This is a genomic window from Pseudomonas sp. LBUM1673, from assembly GCF_059695645.1.
The window spans coordinates 1819547-1834694 of sequence record NZ_CP166780.1 but is presented as its reverse complement, the minus strand read 5'-3'; the positions used below and the strand labels follow the sequence as shown (position 1 = coordinate 1834694).

At 56.5% G+C, this 15148-nt stretch carries 14 protein-coding genes, 1 pseudogene and 1 riboswitch; of the genes and pseudogenes, 1 reads left to right on the top strand and 14 read right to left on the bottom strand.

What is annotated here, in order from left to right; translation table 11 throughout:
• Positions 1 to 14 precede the first annotated feature (14 nt).
• The 8 genes from ACA044_RS08315 to ACA044_RS08280 all read right to left on the bottom strand — a co-directional run bounded on the left by ACA044_RS08315 (position 15) and on the right by ACA044_RS08280 (position 9833).
• Positions 15 to 797: an alpha/beta hydrolase gene (locus tag ACA044_RS08315; RefSeq protein ID WP_497445928.1), complete on the bottom strand. Its 783-nt coding sequence runs from the start codon at positions 795 to 797 to the stop codon at positions 15 to 17.
• Positions 798 to 1065: 268 nt separating this feature from the next.
• Complete coding sequence (locus ACA044_RS08310; protein WP_497445927.1) at positions 1066 to 2664, bottom strand: MFS transporter; 1599 nt, start codon at positions 2662 to 2664, stop codon at positions 1066 to 1068.
• Positions 2665 to 2672: 8 nt separating this feature from the next.
• Complete coding sequence (locus ACA044_RS08305) at positions 2673 to 3980, bottom strand: OprD family porin (protein ID WP_497447185.1); 1308 nt, start codon at positions 3978 to 3980, stop codon at positions 2673 to 2675.
• 55 nt (positions 3981 to 4035) lie between these two features.
• Positions 4036 to 5874, bottom strand: a complete 1839-nt coding sequence (locus ACA044_RS08300; protein ID WP_497447184.1) for an amidohydrolase — start codon at positions 5872 to 5874, stop codon at positions 4036 to 4038.
• Positions 5875 to 6017: 143 nt separating this feature from the next.
• Positions 6018 to 6593 (bottom strand): antibiotic biosynthesis monooxygenase, encoded by a 576-nt coding sequence (locus ACA044_RS08295; RefSeq protein ID WP_497445926.1) that lies wholly within the window; start codon positions 6591 to 6593, stop codon positions 6018 to 6020.
• Between the two features lie 66 nt (positions 6594 to 6659).
• Positions 6660 to 7640 (bottom strand): alpha/beta hydrolase, encoded by a 981-nt coding sequence (locus ACA044_RS08290; RefSeq protein ID WP_497445925.1) that lies wholly within the window; start codon positions 7638 to 7640, stop codon positions 6660 to 6662.
• Positions 7641 to 7909: 269 nt separating this feature from the next.
• Positions 7910 to 9040, bottom strand: coding sequence for a low temperature requirement protein A (locus ACA044_RS08285; RefSeq protein WP_497445924.1), 1131 nt, complete (start codon positions 9038 to 9040; stop codon positions 7910 to 7912).
• A gap of 106 nt (positions 9041 to 9146) precedes the next feature.
• Entirely contained in the window at positions 9147 to 9833 is a 687-nt protein-coding gene (locus ACA044_RS08280) for a hydrolase (RefSeq protein ID WP_497445923.1), read from the bottom strand.
• Between the two features lie 226 nt (positions 9834 to 10059).
• Between ACA044_RS08280 and ACA044_RS08275 the strand changes: the two are divergent.
• Positions 10060 to 11027, top strand: a pseudogene (locus ACA044_RS08275) (substrate-binding domain-containing protein).
• 525 nt (positions 11028 to 11552) lie between these two features.
• Here the strand turns inward: ACA044_RS08275 and ACA044_RS08270 are convergent.
• The 6 genes from ACA044_RS08270 to crcB all read right to left on the bottom strand — a co-directional run bounded on the left by ACA044_RS08270 (position 11553) and on the right by crcB (position 14432).
• On the bottom strand, positions 11553 to 12341 hold the full coding sequence (locus ACA044_RS08270) for a nickel/cobalt efflux transporter (protein WP_497445922.1): 789 nt from the start codon (positions 12339 to 12341) through the stop codon (positions 11553 to 11555).
• A 4-nt stretch (positions 12342 to 12345) separates the two neighbouring features.
• The gene (locus tag ACA044_RS08265) at positions 12346 to 12690 is read right to left on the bottom strand and encodes a nickel/cobalt efflux transporter (RefSeq protein WP_497445921.1); all 345 of its coding nucleotides are present in this window, start codon (positions 12688 to 12690) and stop codon (positions 12346 to 12348) included.
• A gap of 7 nt (positions 12691 to 12697) precedes the next feature.
• Positions 12698 to 12991, bottom strand: a complete 294-nt coding sequence (locus tag ACA044_RS08260; RefSeq protein WP_122209015.1) for a metal-sensing transcriptional repressor — start codon at positions 12989 to 12991, stop codon at positions 12698 to 12700.
• A 159-nt stretch (positions 12992 to 13150) separates the two neighbouring features.
• Entirely contained in the window at positions 13151 to 13681 is a 531-nt protein-coding gene (gene ppa, locus ACA044_RS08255) for an inorganic diphosphatase (RefSeq protein WP_497445920.1), read from the bottom strand.
• A gap of 18 nt (positions 13682 to 13699) precedes the next feature.
• The gene (locus ACA044_RS08250) at positions 13700 to 14038 is read right to left on the bottom strand and encodes a DUF190 domain-containing protein (RefSeq protein WP_497445919.1); all 339 of its coding nucleotides are present in this window, start codon (positions 14036 to 14038) and stop codon (positions 13700 to 13702) included.
• Positions 14039 to 14048: 10 nt separating this feature from the next.
• Positions 14049 to 14432, bottom strand: coding sequence for a fluoride efflux transporter CrcB (gene crcB, locus ACA044_RS08245; protein ID WP_497445918.1), 384 nt, complete (start codon positions 14430 to 14432; stop codon positions 14049 to 14051).
• Between the two features lie 142 nt (positions 14433 to 14574).
• Positions 14575 to 14636: riboswitch (Fluoride riboswitch) on the bottom strand.
• Positions 14637 to 15148 lie beyond the last annotated feature (512 nt).

Below are 15148 nucleotides of genomic sequence, written 5' to 3'. Positions count from 1 at the left end.
GCTACCTGAAATAATCAAAAACGACCCAGTTGAGTTTGCGCCCATTCAATTGTGTAGTCAGCTATCTGCTCCCAACCGGGTTCTGCGATGAGCCAGTGACTATATCCAGCAAAGCACTTATACGAGGTACTGGCCGCAGAGCGATTGTAGTGCCGATAATTCGACGTCACTACGCGTGGCCGTATGCTGCGATCGTTCTCGGCGGCGATCAACAGCAGCGGTGCTCGGCGGTCATTGGCAAAGTCAACATAGGTGCCAACCCCGAAAGCCGCTTCAAAGAAAATCCGCCCTGGTGCCGGCACAATATGGCTTGTATGTAACAACCTAAGATCCCGGACCGCCATAGCCGGGGTGAATTGTTGGGCAAATTCTCTTAGCGGAAGATACATGACCCGCTTCCAACTGCCCCACGCCATGCGCATGGGTATCGCTTGGCAGAGAACGCTCAAGCGGGGTATTACCTCGCGAGGGGGAATCGCGGCTATGGATATGCCGGCACAGCCGAGACCACGATCCAACAGTATTTGTACGAGCAGACCACCCAGCGAGTGGCCAATCAGCAACGGGGGCTGAGGCATGCGCCGAATCAGCGCTGCATAGTGTTCAATAATTTGTGTGATCCCAAGCCTTGCGAAGTCGGTGTGTGGCGCGGCGCGCAGCCTATCTGGTGGCTCTTTCGATAAGGGCCAAGGTGGTGCAATGCAGGTGTAGCCACAGGCCCGATAGCGACTGGAAAAATTATCCCAGACGGCGGCAGATAACCATTCGCCATGTATAAATAGCACCGTCGTATTCATCCCTGCCCCCTATGGGCGTAAACTAATCACAAGCTTGCTGCGGGCCTGCACTAAAGCATTGATACCGAGGCTGCGGTTCGTCGGCGTGCCGTTCTGGTGGGCATGGCAGAGCGATGCGCGAGGTTAACCGGTGTGGCCCCAATGAGCATTTTCCCGGCGCACGAGCAAAATTGTGTTCGTGCATGAACTCCTTCAAAACATCAGCAGATTTAGATCCACCTTTGCGCGTGGCATTGCGATACATGCGCTGACTCCTCGGCAAGTACGCTCAGATGTGGGACTTACTGGGTGCCAGGTAGTGGTGAATGCGTATGTCGATCCCGGCAACCTGAAACTGGCGAGCCGCCGCCTCGATACGTTGTTCGGCACGCGTTACCCGGCTATGGTGGCGCAGATGTTCAAGCCAAGACTCATCGAAGAAAAATTCCAACCAACGGTGTTGATGTTCGCTGTCCTGGACCAGGCCCCAGGAAAAGGCACCATTGCGCATCCGCATGCTGCGTACATTTTTCATCGCAAGGCGAAATGGCTCCGCCTGCGACGGATCGACCTGGTACTCAAGGGTCACCATTACCGGACCGCGTTCCTGGTCTTGGTCCTGGTCATCGGCAAGAATCGGTGTAGGCCAGTGCAGGGACGGCGCCAGATCTTCGGCCTCGGTAACCGGGAGGTGGAAGCGCAACGTCAGCACGATGCCCAGCAGCAGGACCCCGCCAGCGATCAGCAGGGTAACGCTGAGCGACAGGTGGCTGGCGACGAAGCCCCACAGCGTGCCGCCGACCGCCATGCTGCCGAAGAACACCAGGATGTACACCGATAGCGCCCGCGCGCGCACCCAGTTGGGTACCGAGGTTTGTGCCGCCATTTGCAGGCTCGAAAGCACGGCAATCCAGGCCGCACCACTGATCATCATCACCGGTATCAGCCAGTACAGGCTGCGCACCCCGGCCAGCGCGGCAAGCACCAAGGCATAGAGCACACTGGAGCCGGCCACCAGGTGGTCGGGTTTCACCGCGTCACGGATGCGCGGCAGTAACGTCGCACCGAGCACTGCACCGATGCCAACGCTGCCCAGTAGCAGTCCAAAATCGCTGGCGCTACCGTTCAGCTCACCGCGCACGATCAGCGGCAGCATCGACATACCGGCACTGGCACCGACGAAGAACGCTGCCGAGCGCATCAGCACCGCTTGCAACGGCTGGGAGCTTCGACTGTAGCGCCAACCTGCGCGAACAGCGCCGAGTAGCCGTTCCGCCGGAAAAAGAGCAGGCGCCTGCTCGCGTTTCCAGGTGTACAGCACTGCCATCACCGCGAAGAAGGACACGGCGTTCAGCGCGAAGGTGGCCCAGGGGCCGGTGAGACTGACCAATACCCCAGCAATCGCCGGACCAATGGCCCGAGCCACGTTGATGCCTAGACTGGACAGAGCGATGGCCGAACCGAGATCGCGCTTGTCGACCAGCTCGGGCGTCAAAGCTGACCAGGCCGGCATCATCAGTGCAGTCCCAACGCCCATGCCCAGGGTTAGCAAGAGGAGCAGCGAGACGGTCATCATGCCGTTGAGCGTGAGCAGAGCCAGGAGCATCGCCACCACGGCCATCCACACCTGCACCTTGAGCAGATAGCGACGCTTGTCGACGATGTCGGCCATGGCGCCTGCGGGCAGGGCCAGGAAGAACATCGGTGCCGAGCCGGCCACCTGGACCAGCGCCACGTGCATCGGGCTAGCGGACAGAGTGGTCATTAGCCAGCCGGCACCCACTTCGTGCATCCAGGTACCGATATTGGAGGCGATGCTGGCCAGCCACAGCCAGAGGAATGTGCGATGGCGCAGGGCGCTCCAGGGGGAAACAGCATGTGAAGTCATGATCGCAACTAACCCTTTAGGGGGTATTCGAAAATCAGGTACAGCCGATCAATGTCAGCCGCGGCCTGGGCGTCATTGCCACGGTGGCTGACGTGCGACACGTTCACGCTGAGGTCTTTGGCCGGGCCGCTTGCAAACACGTAACGCAGCTCGAGGTCGCGCTCCCAGTGACGCCCGCCCTTGCCCTGCACGGGCACCGGCACGCCACTCGCCGGGTCCAGCGGGTTGTAAGCGCCGCCGACGGGGGCACGGCTGCCATCGATGCCGCGCCCGCTGACATAGCGCGCCATGACGGTCAGGCCCGGTACGCCGAACGGCGCCAGGTCCAGGTCGTAGCGGATCTGCCAGGAGCGTTCGTGCGGGCCGTTGAAATCGGCGTATTTAATCGCGTTGGCCAGGTAGATCGAGTCGCCTCCGACGAAGTCAAACGGGGTGTCGCCCCGGACCTGCTGGAAAGCAAGCGTGAACGCCTGGGCGCCCTGCCTGTATTTGCCCAACAGGCTATAGGCCAAGGTGTCGATATCGCCGGCGCGCGCCTGGCCCTGATCGCGCGTGGTATAGAGGTTCGCGTCGAGTGTCAGGGCTCCGTGCTGGAGGTTCAGGTTGAGGTAGGCCTGGCGCCAGGTGTCGTCGAGTTGCGAGGCGTAGAGCGCTGCTCCAAGCGGCGCGTCGGTCTTGATCGTTGCGCCGACGAAGCTGATCGCACGGCCGCGAGTGGACGCACCGTAGCCGGAAAAGTCGCCATGCCCGGAACTAGCGTCCTGGTTCTTGAAGCGGGTAAAGCGTCCCGCCTGCAGGTGCAGGTTCGCGATGTCACGACTGTCGAACAGCACACCGGTGGCGTACTCCGGCTGCAAGCGCTTGTCCGAAGTGTCGAATACCGGAGTCTCGACGGTCATCTCGCCATACCGCAGCCGGCTTTGCCGCAGACGCAGCTTCAATGCCGAGCCGGCGCTCGAATACCTGTCGGCCGCACGGCCGTCGCCGTTGAGCGGCAACAGGCCCGTGCCAGTGTGACCGCGCCCGCCGTCCAGCTTGAGGCCGAGAAAACCGTGGGCGTCGACACCCAGCCCGAGCACGCCCGGCGTGAAACCGGACGCCACACCGGCAATGAAACCCTGCGCCCACTCCTGCTGGTAGCTTCGGCCAGCGACCGGCGTGCCTCGGTAATCGTTATGCAGGGCGTAGTTACGGCCGAGCAACGACCAGGTAGTGTCGCCCTGCGTGCGTTCGCTATCCGCCTGCGCGTCGAGCGCAGTGAACGCCAGGGCGAGAAACGCGAGCGCATGCGGCGTCCGCGTCACACCCGACAACATTCGCGGTAGAGAAACGAGCCGGCGTACCGGCTCTTTCATGGGCAGCATCAGCACCTCAAAAAGCAAAGCAGGAGCAGCCGAAGGCGCCCCAGAAGCCCTGGTAATCACTGATCGGCACCGACGAGCGGCGTACCTTGTCGTGGCTGTGCGCATGCACCGCGCACGGACCGGAGCAGTGGTGTACCTGGGCTACCAGCGGCGAACCCGGGCGCCAGTGACCAGGCACCTTGGCCACCGGCGACCAGTCCGGCATGACCGGCAGGATCGGCGGCGACAGCTGGTCGAATTCCGCAGCGCCGTAGACCACCTTTCCATCGACGATGGTCAGCACGGACTCGATCCACTTGATCGCCTCTTCCTCAACACTGAAGAAGTCTGCCGACAGGGCCGTAAGGTCCGCCAGTTGCCCAACCTTGATCTGCCCCTTCTTGCCCTGCTCTGACGAAAACCAGGCACTGCCATGTGTAAAGAGCTGCAGTGCGGTGTCACGAGAAAGACCGTTGGGGTAAAGCTCCAGCCCTCCAACGGTTCGGCCGCTGACCAGCCAGTAAAGCGAGGTCCAGGGGTTGTAGCTGGAGACGCGGGTTGCATCAGTCCCCGCACCAACTGGTACGCCTTCGGCCAGCATGCGTTGAATTGGCGGGGTCTGCTCGGCGGCCTTGCTGCCGTAGCGGTCGACGAAGTACTCGCCCTGAAAGGCCATTCGATCCTGAATGGCAATGCCACCGCCAAGGGCGCGTACCCGCTCAATATTCTTCGGACTGATGGTTTCAGCATGATCGAAGAACCATGGCAGGCCGTTGAAGGGAATGTCGCGATCGACCCGCTCGAACACATCGAGCATCCGTGAAATGGATTCGTCGTAGGTCGCGTGCAGCCGGAATGGCCAGCGCTGCTCCACCAGGTGGCGGACCACAGGTTCCAGGTCCTGCTCCATAGTCGGCGCAAGGTCTGGGCGAGGTTCGAGGAAGTCTTCGAAGTCTGCGGCAGAGAACACCAGCATTTCGCCGGCACCGTTGTGCCGCAAGAAGTCATCGCCATCGCCAGGCTTGACCATCCTGCTCCAGTTCTTGAAGTCGGTCAGCTCTTCCTTTGGTTTCTGGGTGAACAGGTTGTAGGCGATGCGCACGCTTAACTGATTGTTCTTGGCCAGCTCGCGGACCACTTCGTAGTCGTCCGGGTAGTTCTGGAAACCACCGCCAGCATCGATGGCACTGGTCACGCCAAGGCGGTTGAGTTCGCGCATAAACTGGCGTGTCGAGTTGACCTGATACTCCAGCGGCAGCTTTGGCCCCTTGGCCAAGGTCGAGTAGAGAATCATCGCGTTGGGTTTTGCCACCAGCATGCCGGTGGGTTCGCCATTGCTGTCGCGGACAATCTCGCCACCCGGTGGGTTTGGCGTGTCGCGGGTATAGCCGACAACGCGTAGTGCCGCCCTGTTGAGAAGGGCACGGTCATAAAGATGCAGGACGAAGACTGGTGTATCTGGTGCGGCCTTGTTTAATTCATCCAGGGTGGGCAGGCGACGCTCGGCGAACTGGAATTCATTCCAGCCCCCCACGACCCGAACCCATTGCGGAGCAGGAGTGCGATCGGCCTGATCCTTGAGCATCCGCAACGCATCGGCGAGAGATGGAACACCCTCCCAGCGCAGTTCCAGGTTGTAATTCAGGCCACCACGGATCAGGTGCAGGTGTGAGTCATTGAGACCCGGGATCACGGTGCGCTTTTGCAAGTCGACAACCTGGGTCGCATCACCGCGGACCGCCATGGCCTCTGCGTCGCTGCCCACGGCAATGAACTTTCCGTCCTTAATGGCGACAGCTGTTGCTTGCGGCTTTTCACGATCCACGGTGTGCAGACGGCCGTTGTAAAGGATCAGATCGGCTTTCATGGAACCTCCCGGAGGGTTGGCGAAAGAGGCGCCGGCGGAGCCGGCAAAAGGCATGGCAGACCAGAGTGCTCCGGCTGCGCCGAGAACTGAGCTGGTAGCGAGAAACTTGCGACGGCTTTTGTCTGAAAGATCTTCACTCATGATCATTCCTCAGGACGTGGTGGGTTGAGCCAGCCAGCTAACCAGCGGGTCATCATTGGCATGAAAAAATAAACCACCAGCAGCACGATACTCAGCGTGATCACCACATCGCTGACGGGATAACTGCCTAGCCAGACAAGGTGTTTGAAGATGGGCTGCCACAGTTGGGGCACTATCAAACTAAGCGGCATAATGACTAGGAAGGTCACACAGGCCTGCTTCCAGCGTGGTGGAGGCCGTTGCTCTGAGGCGGGTACGAACCAGAACTCGCGGGCGCTCGACACTTCGATCTGATCGCCGTCGGCGAGCAAAGGCTTCGCCTCGGCGATCAACTCCTGGCGATCAGTCGAATCCAGCCAGCTCTGCAAGTGCAACGTGGAGGAAAAGTGCAGTACGCAGGTGAAAAGAGGCAGTCCATCGCTTTGGCTGCGGAATACATCAATACCCATATGCCCGGCATAACGGCTTGCTGTATCGATGATGCGCCGCAGCCACGCTTCATATTTCGGCTCATATCCAACCTTAACCCTGTGCCTGACAACTAGGGTGGTTGCCTCGTTGACCGTACCTACGTCCATGATGGACTCCTGTAATGGATGAGCGTCTTGTGGCACCTGGTGCTAAGGGGCATAGATACCAAAGCCTTATTGCAGGTGCTCTTTGAGCGCGGTGCCTGCCTGGATCATGGATGCACGCACGGCAGGGACCTCGGTGACTGCGTTGAGCAAGCCGTAGTCATGGATCATGCCGTTGTAACGCACGGCAGTAACTGCAACGCCTGCGGCATCCAGTTTCCGTGCATAGGCTTCGCCTTCGTCTAGCAGCACGTCCATTTCTGCGGTCTGTACCAAGGCTGGGGGCAGCCCTTTGAGACGCTCAGTTGGAGCCCTGAGTGGAGGTGCATAGATGTCATCACGCTGCTTAGGATGAGTGGTGTAGTTACTCCAGAACCATTCCATCATCGCTTTGGTAAGGAAGTGACCTTCTGCGAACTGGTTATAGGAAGCATTGTTGAAGTTGGCGTCGGTGACGGGCCATAACAAAAGTTGGAACTTCAACGCGAGAGTGCCTTCGTCTTTGGCCATCAAGCTGACCACTGCAGCCATGTTCCCCCCGACGCTATTGCCAGCAACCGCTAAGCGGCTGCCATCGACACCAATAGATGCGCCGTTTTCGGCCACCCACTTGGTAGCGGTATAGGCCTGTTTGATCGCAGCCGGGTACTGGGCCTCGGGTGATGGGGTGTAGTCGACGTAAACCCAAGCAGCTCCGGAGGTCACTACTAGGTCACGGATCAAGCGAGCATGAGTCGGGTAGTCACCTAATATCCAGCCACCGCCGTGGAAGAACATGAATGCTGGCAGTACATCCTTGCTGCCTTCCGGGCGAACGATGGTTAGCTTGAGCGGCTGTCCACCAATACTGATGGTTTTGTCCTCGCTCTTGATGCCTGACATGTCCACTTCGACAGAGGCCTGCGCACCAACCAGAACGGCACGTGCATCTTTAGGGCTCATTTGCTGCAATGACTTGCCCCCACCGCCAGCCAGTGCTTCCAGGAATGCCTGGGTATTGCGTTCAACACCGGCACTGCCGGCAGCAAAAACTTGGCTGATACTGGACATGGTTAGCACTCCAAAAACTAAAGCCCGGAATTCATGAGTTGATGTTCCAATTTTCCAATACAGACGGAATGATCAATTGCAGTGGCTAGGCCCGAGCTCGTTATCCAACGCAGTAGGGGGTGGTCTCACAACAAGTGGCTTCATATTACGGAGGGTATGTTTGCGCAGGACTCGGGGCGGAAATTGTACGAATGTACGATTCTGGGACAGCACTGCTGCGTGTAAGCCATGGATATGACTAAGCGGATGCAGGCAGCGCTTCTCAAGGGCTAATGGCAGTAGGTTTCAGAGGCATAGCGGTTGCGCAATATCACGCTGAGTATGGTAAGCACGGCGACTATTTCCAAAGAGAGAAATAGTGGTGCCAGAAGGATAAGGAGGGCAAAGCCGGGCAGTATGAATCTGGATAACCCGCGGAACAGGAACAGGTCACGTATGAGCCAGATGCCAAATATATACATGCTTATCGGTACACATATAGCGAAAAGCGCCAGCGTGTTGCTTGTCGAGCGACTGCCAGCATCGAGGTCAACGAGCACTGCGAAACCGGAGCCTATCGCGGCCCCAGCCATATAAATCAACGCGTGCCCGTACCCCCAATACAAGGCGTGAGGTAACGCCCTGTCCTTTATTTGGTCCTGCTTGGAAAAATACAGCCACCACAGCGCGAATATAATAAGCAGCGATAACAGCGTAATACGCAGCAGCGGTGATCTGATGTGGCCGGAGTCGACTGCTGACAAAGCCATGGAGCCGGCTAGTACGGTTTCACCCATGACAATGATATTGAACAGCCCATGCCGTTCAACGATGTGGTTCTTGTGCCATGGTGTTTCGCCTCTGCTTTCAGCTATGACCGGAACGCAGAGTTCGAGCAACGCACCTACGGCAAAACCAACGAAGAAAAATCCAGGCCCGCCCTGCTGCATTAGCATGAATGCCATCCAGTAACCTTGTACCAGCAGCAAGCCCGTAGCATAGAGTTGGGTAGTCGTTTTTCTCCCCCTGTCGTGTCGACTCGCCCTTATCCAAAGCGCAGCCATCGGCACTCGCATGATCACGAATCCGACGACAATCAGGTCTAGATCCAGCGAGTCGAAAACGCGCTCAACGCCCGCCGAAACGGTCAAGGCACCTGCCATGATGATGAGCGTCAGTGCTCGGTAAAGTGCATCGTCATTGTCGTAGGCCGATGCGAACCAGGTGAAGTTCATCCACCCCCACCAGATGGCAAAAAAAGCCGCGATGAAGGTGACAATGCCCTGGGTAATGTGTCCGGCAGTTAGCGCATGGTGCAAGCCAGCAGCTGCTGAGGCGATGGCGATGACAAACACCAGATCGAAGAGCAACTCCAGAGGTGTGGATGCCCGGTGAAATTCGTCCGGGTCGCGAGGATGCATTGGCAGTACTCCGGAGAGTATTAAGCGACGTATACCCATGGTGTACCCGCTACCGGAGTCCATTGATTTGCAGTCGGGTCGACCCGTTGGATCGACCTGACAGAGGTCAGATCTTCGCCGCAACAGGCTCCAGCGTCGGTCCGTGAGTTACGCGCTCTGGAGCCTTGTGCACCATGGTGTAGGCGTAGTCGACGCCCATCCCGTATGCGCCAGAGTGCTCTTTGACCAAGGCCATAACGGCGTCGTAGGTGTCGCGATTTTTCCAGTCACGCTGCCACTCCAGCAGCACTTGCTGCCAGGTAACTGGGACAACTCCAGCCTGAATCATGCGTTGCATGGAGTAATCATGTGCAGCTTGGCTGGTACCGCCCGAAGCGTCGGCCACCATATAAATTTCATAGCCGGCATCATGCATCGCTGACAGTGCGAAGGTCGTATTGCAGACCTCGGTCCACAAGCCGGAGACAATAACCTTGTTACGGCCATTTTTTTTCAGCGCATCGCGTACTTTCTGGTCGTCCCAAGAGTTCATCGAGGTACGCTCAAGGATCGGTGCTTCAGGGAACACTGCCAGTAACTCAGGGTAGGTATGGCCCGAAAAGCTTTCTGTTTCGACTGTGGTGATGGTGGTTGGAATAGAAAAAATCTTCGCTGCCTTGGCCAGGCCGACGGTGTTGTTCTTCAACGTCTGCCGATCAATGCTTTGCACCCCAAATGCCATTTGTGGCTGTTGATCGATGAAGATCACTTGGCAATTGCTGGGTGTCAGCACTTCGAGTTTAGGATTGGTCATTTCAATCACCTGATGTGTGTTCGCGCGTGAATTACGGATGACTGCCATGGCGTAAGCGCAGAGCTACAACCATGGCGATGTCATAGAAAGAGGCCCATTTTTCGTAGGCTTTCATTCCCTCGATCCTTCTGTAATGCAGCACAACTATCTCCAGAATGCCCGCCTGAGAATTGGACAGGCTTACGGTTCTGGAATGTTTATGCGGTTAATTGAATAAGGTAGCGCAATGGATTTCTACACGCCCTGCTGGCACCTATGCCTGTTCTGGCCGAGCGCGATGCGCTGCTTTCGAGAGGTTGAACATCGAGATGCCACCAAGGGCCGCCGTTACCGGAACTTGAAAGGTGACTATTTTTTCGCGCCTCCACCGCTAAACCTCATATCTACGCTGGATTCAGGATACTCCGTCATGACGAAGACCTTACTGAGGCTCGCATTGGCCTGCTTGTTTTTCTTGGCAGATGGCATTGAGGCACAGGATGCCACCTCCACCAAAACGCTTACCCTATTTGTGTCTGGCGGCTTCATCGCGGCGATTCAATCCTTAGCCCCCGTTTATGAAAAAGAGACGGGATTCAGCCTGGCCATCAAAGAGTCCCCACCTACCGGCAATACCCCGTTGGCAATCACTAATCGGCTGGTGCGCGGTGAAAATGCAGATGTCGTAATCATGGAGGATTGGGCGCTTCGAAATCTGATCGATCAGGGGCAGCTGCAAAAAACGAGTCGCATTGATCTTGGCAAGTCGTTCATTGCCATGGCGTCCAAAAAGGTGCTAAAAAACCCGATATAAGCAACATGAAGAGCTTCAAAAAAACGTTACTCAACGCAAAGTCTCTGGCTCTATCGGATACGCCCAGCGGAACATACCTGTCACGTATTCTCTTCCCTCAAATGCACATCTCAGAAAGGTTGAGGATCAAGACCCGAACGATTTCCGCCGAGCCCGTCGGAGAAGCAGTCGCCCGTGGCGATGCAGAGATAGGCTTCCAACAGCTGAGTGAACTGATGCACACGGAAGGCATCGATGTGATTGGGCTTATTCCAGATCAGGTGCAGAAAATGACGATGTATTCAGCGGCCATCACCACTGGTGGCGGACAGCAAGAGGAGGCGGCAGCGCTGTTGAAGTTCCTGAGCTCAAAGGCCGCTAGGACTGCCATCAAGGTAAGTGGATTAATACCCGTGAGATGAGTTTTCCAGGCATGCGGATGGCTCAGCTGCTACATCTGCAGCATCTGTAGGCTTGGCTATTGAGACACAGCCAGAATTGCAGCTGCTTTATGGTTGGTCATTTGAGGGGCCGATTTCGTTGGCTGACTCAAGCTTAAGCCATCGAGTTCTTGAGGGCTTAACGGGGCCCCTCCACCAGCCAGAATCAAGGCGAGAACTAGAATGGTAAAGCCTACTAAAACTGGAAATGAGCCCAACCAGAATTGGATGCGTCGGCGGCGCTGGTATGCGTCCATCTTTACTAGCCCCTGTCGGCGTTGGCGAGTATTTCTCGCTTACTTATAGTTCTGTCGCTCAATGTAATTTCTAGCACCGATTATTACCAGCCCTCGAAAAATAGCCTGGATGCAGTATCCGCTCTGACTAACCGATGACATATGGTCTGCAGGGGTTAAGCGACATTCAGGAGCCTATGCCGCGTGGAGCACCGAATGCCGCGATGAAAAGGCCAACGTAACTGGTGAGCTCAAACACTAAAGCGTCGCCTCAAGCGTTCAGGCCGATCCAGCCATGAAAGCCCACGTACAGACCAACACCGATTATCAAGACACTGGACAGGTAGGGCGCACGACGCGCAACGGTACCCAGCCATGGCCAACGGTTGGAAGCCTGCTTGGCACCTATGGCGGCTGCAGCACCGACGGTCACCAGTGTGAGTGCCAGACCAATGCTAAAACACAGGACTAGCACGCCACCCAAGGCGACCTCTTTGACCTGAAGACATAGCAACAGAACGGTGATGGCAGCCGGACAAGGAATCAAACCACCAGTCAGACCGAACATGACGATTTGGCCGGTGGTGACTTCGCGGTTAGTGAAGCGTTTACGGATATCGTTGGCATGAGCTCGTTCGTGCGCATCCTGATAGCCGTCAATCGACAACTCTAGGCCTTCCAGTTCGGAATGCGCATGGCCGTGATTATGCTCCTGGTAGTCCAAGTCATAATCATGGGAGTGCCCCGCGTGCCCAAGACTCAAGCGAGCACTGAATTCATGAGGCTCGGGGATATCGACTGCTGATTCCAGGAAGCCCTCGTGCTCGACGAAGGTGAACGACTGGGTGCTGCCGTCCGGACGAGTCGTTATCAGACGAACATCTGAGGCTGCCCAAGCGTGCCCGGTCAATGTCTTCAGGCGCCAGTGCGGTGGCACACCGTCTTCGAAGATCGACAGCTCAACACGGCCATGGCCAGTATCGATTCGGTGGGTCTCATCATGATGGCCGTGGTCATGCTCGCCATGGTGGTGATCATCACCTTGCTCGAACTTGAACATCTGCTCACCCGCGCCAGGTACGCCACAGCATCCACAGCGCAATTACGATGATCAGGGCGGAGGATGCAAGCTGGAAGTATGGCTCAGTGGTTTGAGCGTCCAGGCCTTTGCCCAGATACATGCCGCCGATGGCGACCAGCCACACTACGGCGGTGTGCGAAAGCGTTGCAGCCAGCCCCAGCAATACGGCCTGTTTTACAGAGCCACGGATGGCCACGATAAATGCCGCCATCATGGTTTTTGAATGGCCCGGTTCAAGCCCATGCAACGCACCGAGCAGAATGGCGCTCGGGAAGTACAGCCAGGCGTGCGAACTACCCTGTTGCAAGAGTTCAGCGAAGTTGGGCATATCAGACCTAGAGGTACTTGGTGATTTGTTTGAAAGCTTCCAGCGGTGCACGCTCGCCATTGCCCAGCGCCGAAACGGTGTCCTCAAGGCAGTGATCAATGTGATCTTGGATGAGCGTTCGTTTTGCCTGACATACGGCTTTCTCAACTGCATGCAACTGCTGAGCAATGTCCACGCATTCACGACCCTCTTCGATCATGGTGATGATCCCGCGTAAATGGCCGTCCGCTCGTTTGAGACGCTTGATGATTGCCTCATGACTTTGGTGGGTATGGGGATGACTGTGTTCGTGCTCACTCATGACTTGAGCCTCAGGCCTCAATGAATTACGCCTGCATCCTATCCCCCCCAGGGGGATATGGTCAAACACATCGCGCGCCCAACGCACGAGTTAGAAGCCCGGAATCCGGGGCGACTCAGACAATAGTGACTTGCCCCCCTTGAATTCCCGAGAAGAAGACTATTTTTGGATATGAGCAGCCACTGATTTGCGAATCTCTTCCCGCGCTTCATCTGCGCTCCCCCAGCGGCCCATCTTCACCCACTTGCCCGGCTCCAACGCCTTGTAGTTTTCGAAGAAGTGTTGGATCTGTGCGAGGAGTAATGCAGGGAGGTCTGAGCACTCCTTTACGTTGCTATACATAGAGCTGAGTTTGTCATGAGGAACGGCTATCACCTTGGCATCCGCTCCGGCTTCGTCAGTCATGTACATCACACCAACCGGGCGACTGCGGATGACAACGCCAGGTGATATGGGATAAGGGCAAACCACCAGTACATCGAGCGGATCACCATCGTCGCTCAGCGTGTTCGGAATAAATCCGTAGTTGGCCGGATAGAACATCGGTGTACTAAGAAAGCGGTCAACAAAGATCTGCCCACTTGGTTTGTCCACTTCGTACTTGATCGGAGCGTGGTTTGCCGGGATTTCGATAACGGTGAAAAAGTCATCGGGGATCGCACTACCAGCAGGGATGTCCGCATAGCTCATAGTCTTGTCTCCAGAAGGTCAGGAAGGGTTCGGGTGATTGGCCTTTTTGCCGACGGTGCCCATCTCGATGGGAGTTTTTATGTAGAACACAGAGATTTCTTCAGCTTCCAATCGCTTGAATAACCTTTCGGATTCCTCCTCGGTGATAGCCATTCGAATCTCCGTCGGCTGATCTGCCAGCTCAAAAAAGTGCGAGGAATGCAGCCGACCGGTGTGACCAAAACCCTCGATACCTGTGGAGAGGGTCGCGCCACGCAGGCCCATTTCTTTGGCTAAATCAACGATCCAGTCGCCGAGCATCTTTCCTTGATAGCGACGGTTCTGTTGGGTAAAGAAAATCACCAGAAAACCTTTCATCTTCATCTCCTCAGCGCGTGCCAATCATTTGATAGGACAGAAGCCCGAAAGCCGTCATCGCCAACGAGCCCACTACGTGCAATGAAATCGAGCCGAGTGCCCACAGCAATCTGCCTTCCTGAATCAGGGCGACTGTTTCGGCTGAAAAAGTGGAAAAAGTGGTAAGTCCCCCACAGAAACCCGTGATGATCAGCAGCCGCCATTCAGGGCTTAGGGAGGGGGATGCGGCCAAAAACGCTATGGCGAGGCCAATGATGTAGCCCCCGACCATGTTGGCGACCACAGTACCTGGGGGAATCGTAGGAAACAGGGCGTTGAGCTTCATGCCCAAGATCCAGCGCAACCAGGCACCAAGGGATGCGCCGATGGCGATAACTAGAAGTGATTTCAGCATGGTTGCAAGTCTCCTCTGGGCTCGTAGAGCCGAGGAGGTGCTGATAACCGCAGATTACGAGAGGGAGCTGATATAAGATTTTGAGTCACGATCCTGTCCTAAATTGGAGGACAGGGAGACACACCTACGCACCCTGTCCAGGGTTCACGTAGACATCATCAGCACGAAGGCGGTTAAAGGAGGAATGCCATCTCCTAGTCTGATCCTAAAGCATATTTGCCGAAGACATCAACAACCTTATTTACCCGGCGGTATCGCTCTGCGAAACAGCCGATTCCTAGCGAAATTCTAGCGCTGGTATAAAATGGGATCTTACCCCTCATGACCTTTTATAACCCGCCCACCCCTTGGCGGGTTTTTTTATCTCATCGCCACCGCTTCTCAGGCCCGACTTAACTTCGTAGGTTGTACATCATGAGGAAACCTTACACAGATGCTTCCGCAAATGCGGTGCTCAACTCATCAACCATCGAGTTTCGCGGAAAGGCGAATGCCGGTGGCAAAGTGGTGTGTCCACCCAATCTGAGCGCCCCTCACCAAGTAATCTGTTTTAGGAATTCGGCTCCCTCGCTCATATTTGTACTGAGCGTCGGCATTCGCGCCTCCAATCGCTCCGAAATGCTGCTGAGTCATCTTCACCTTGAGTCGCTCTTCTTGGACAACTCCAGCCAATGAATGCTGCGTTGCCATTTCGCCGATTCCTGAGAGTAAATGGC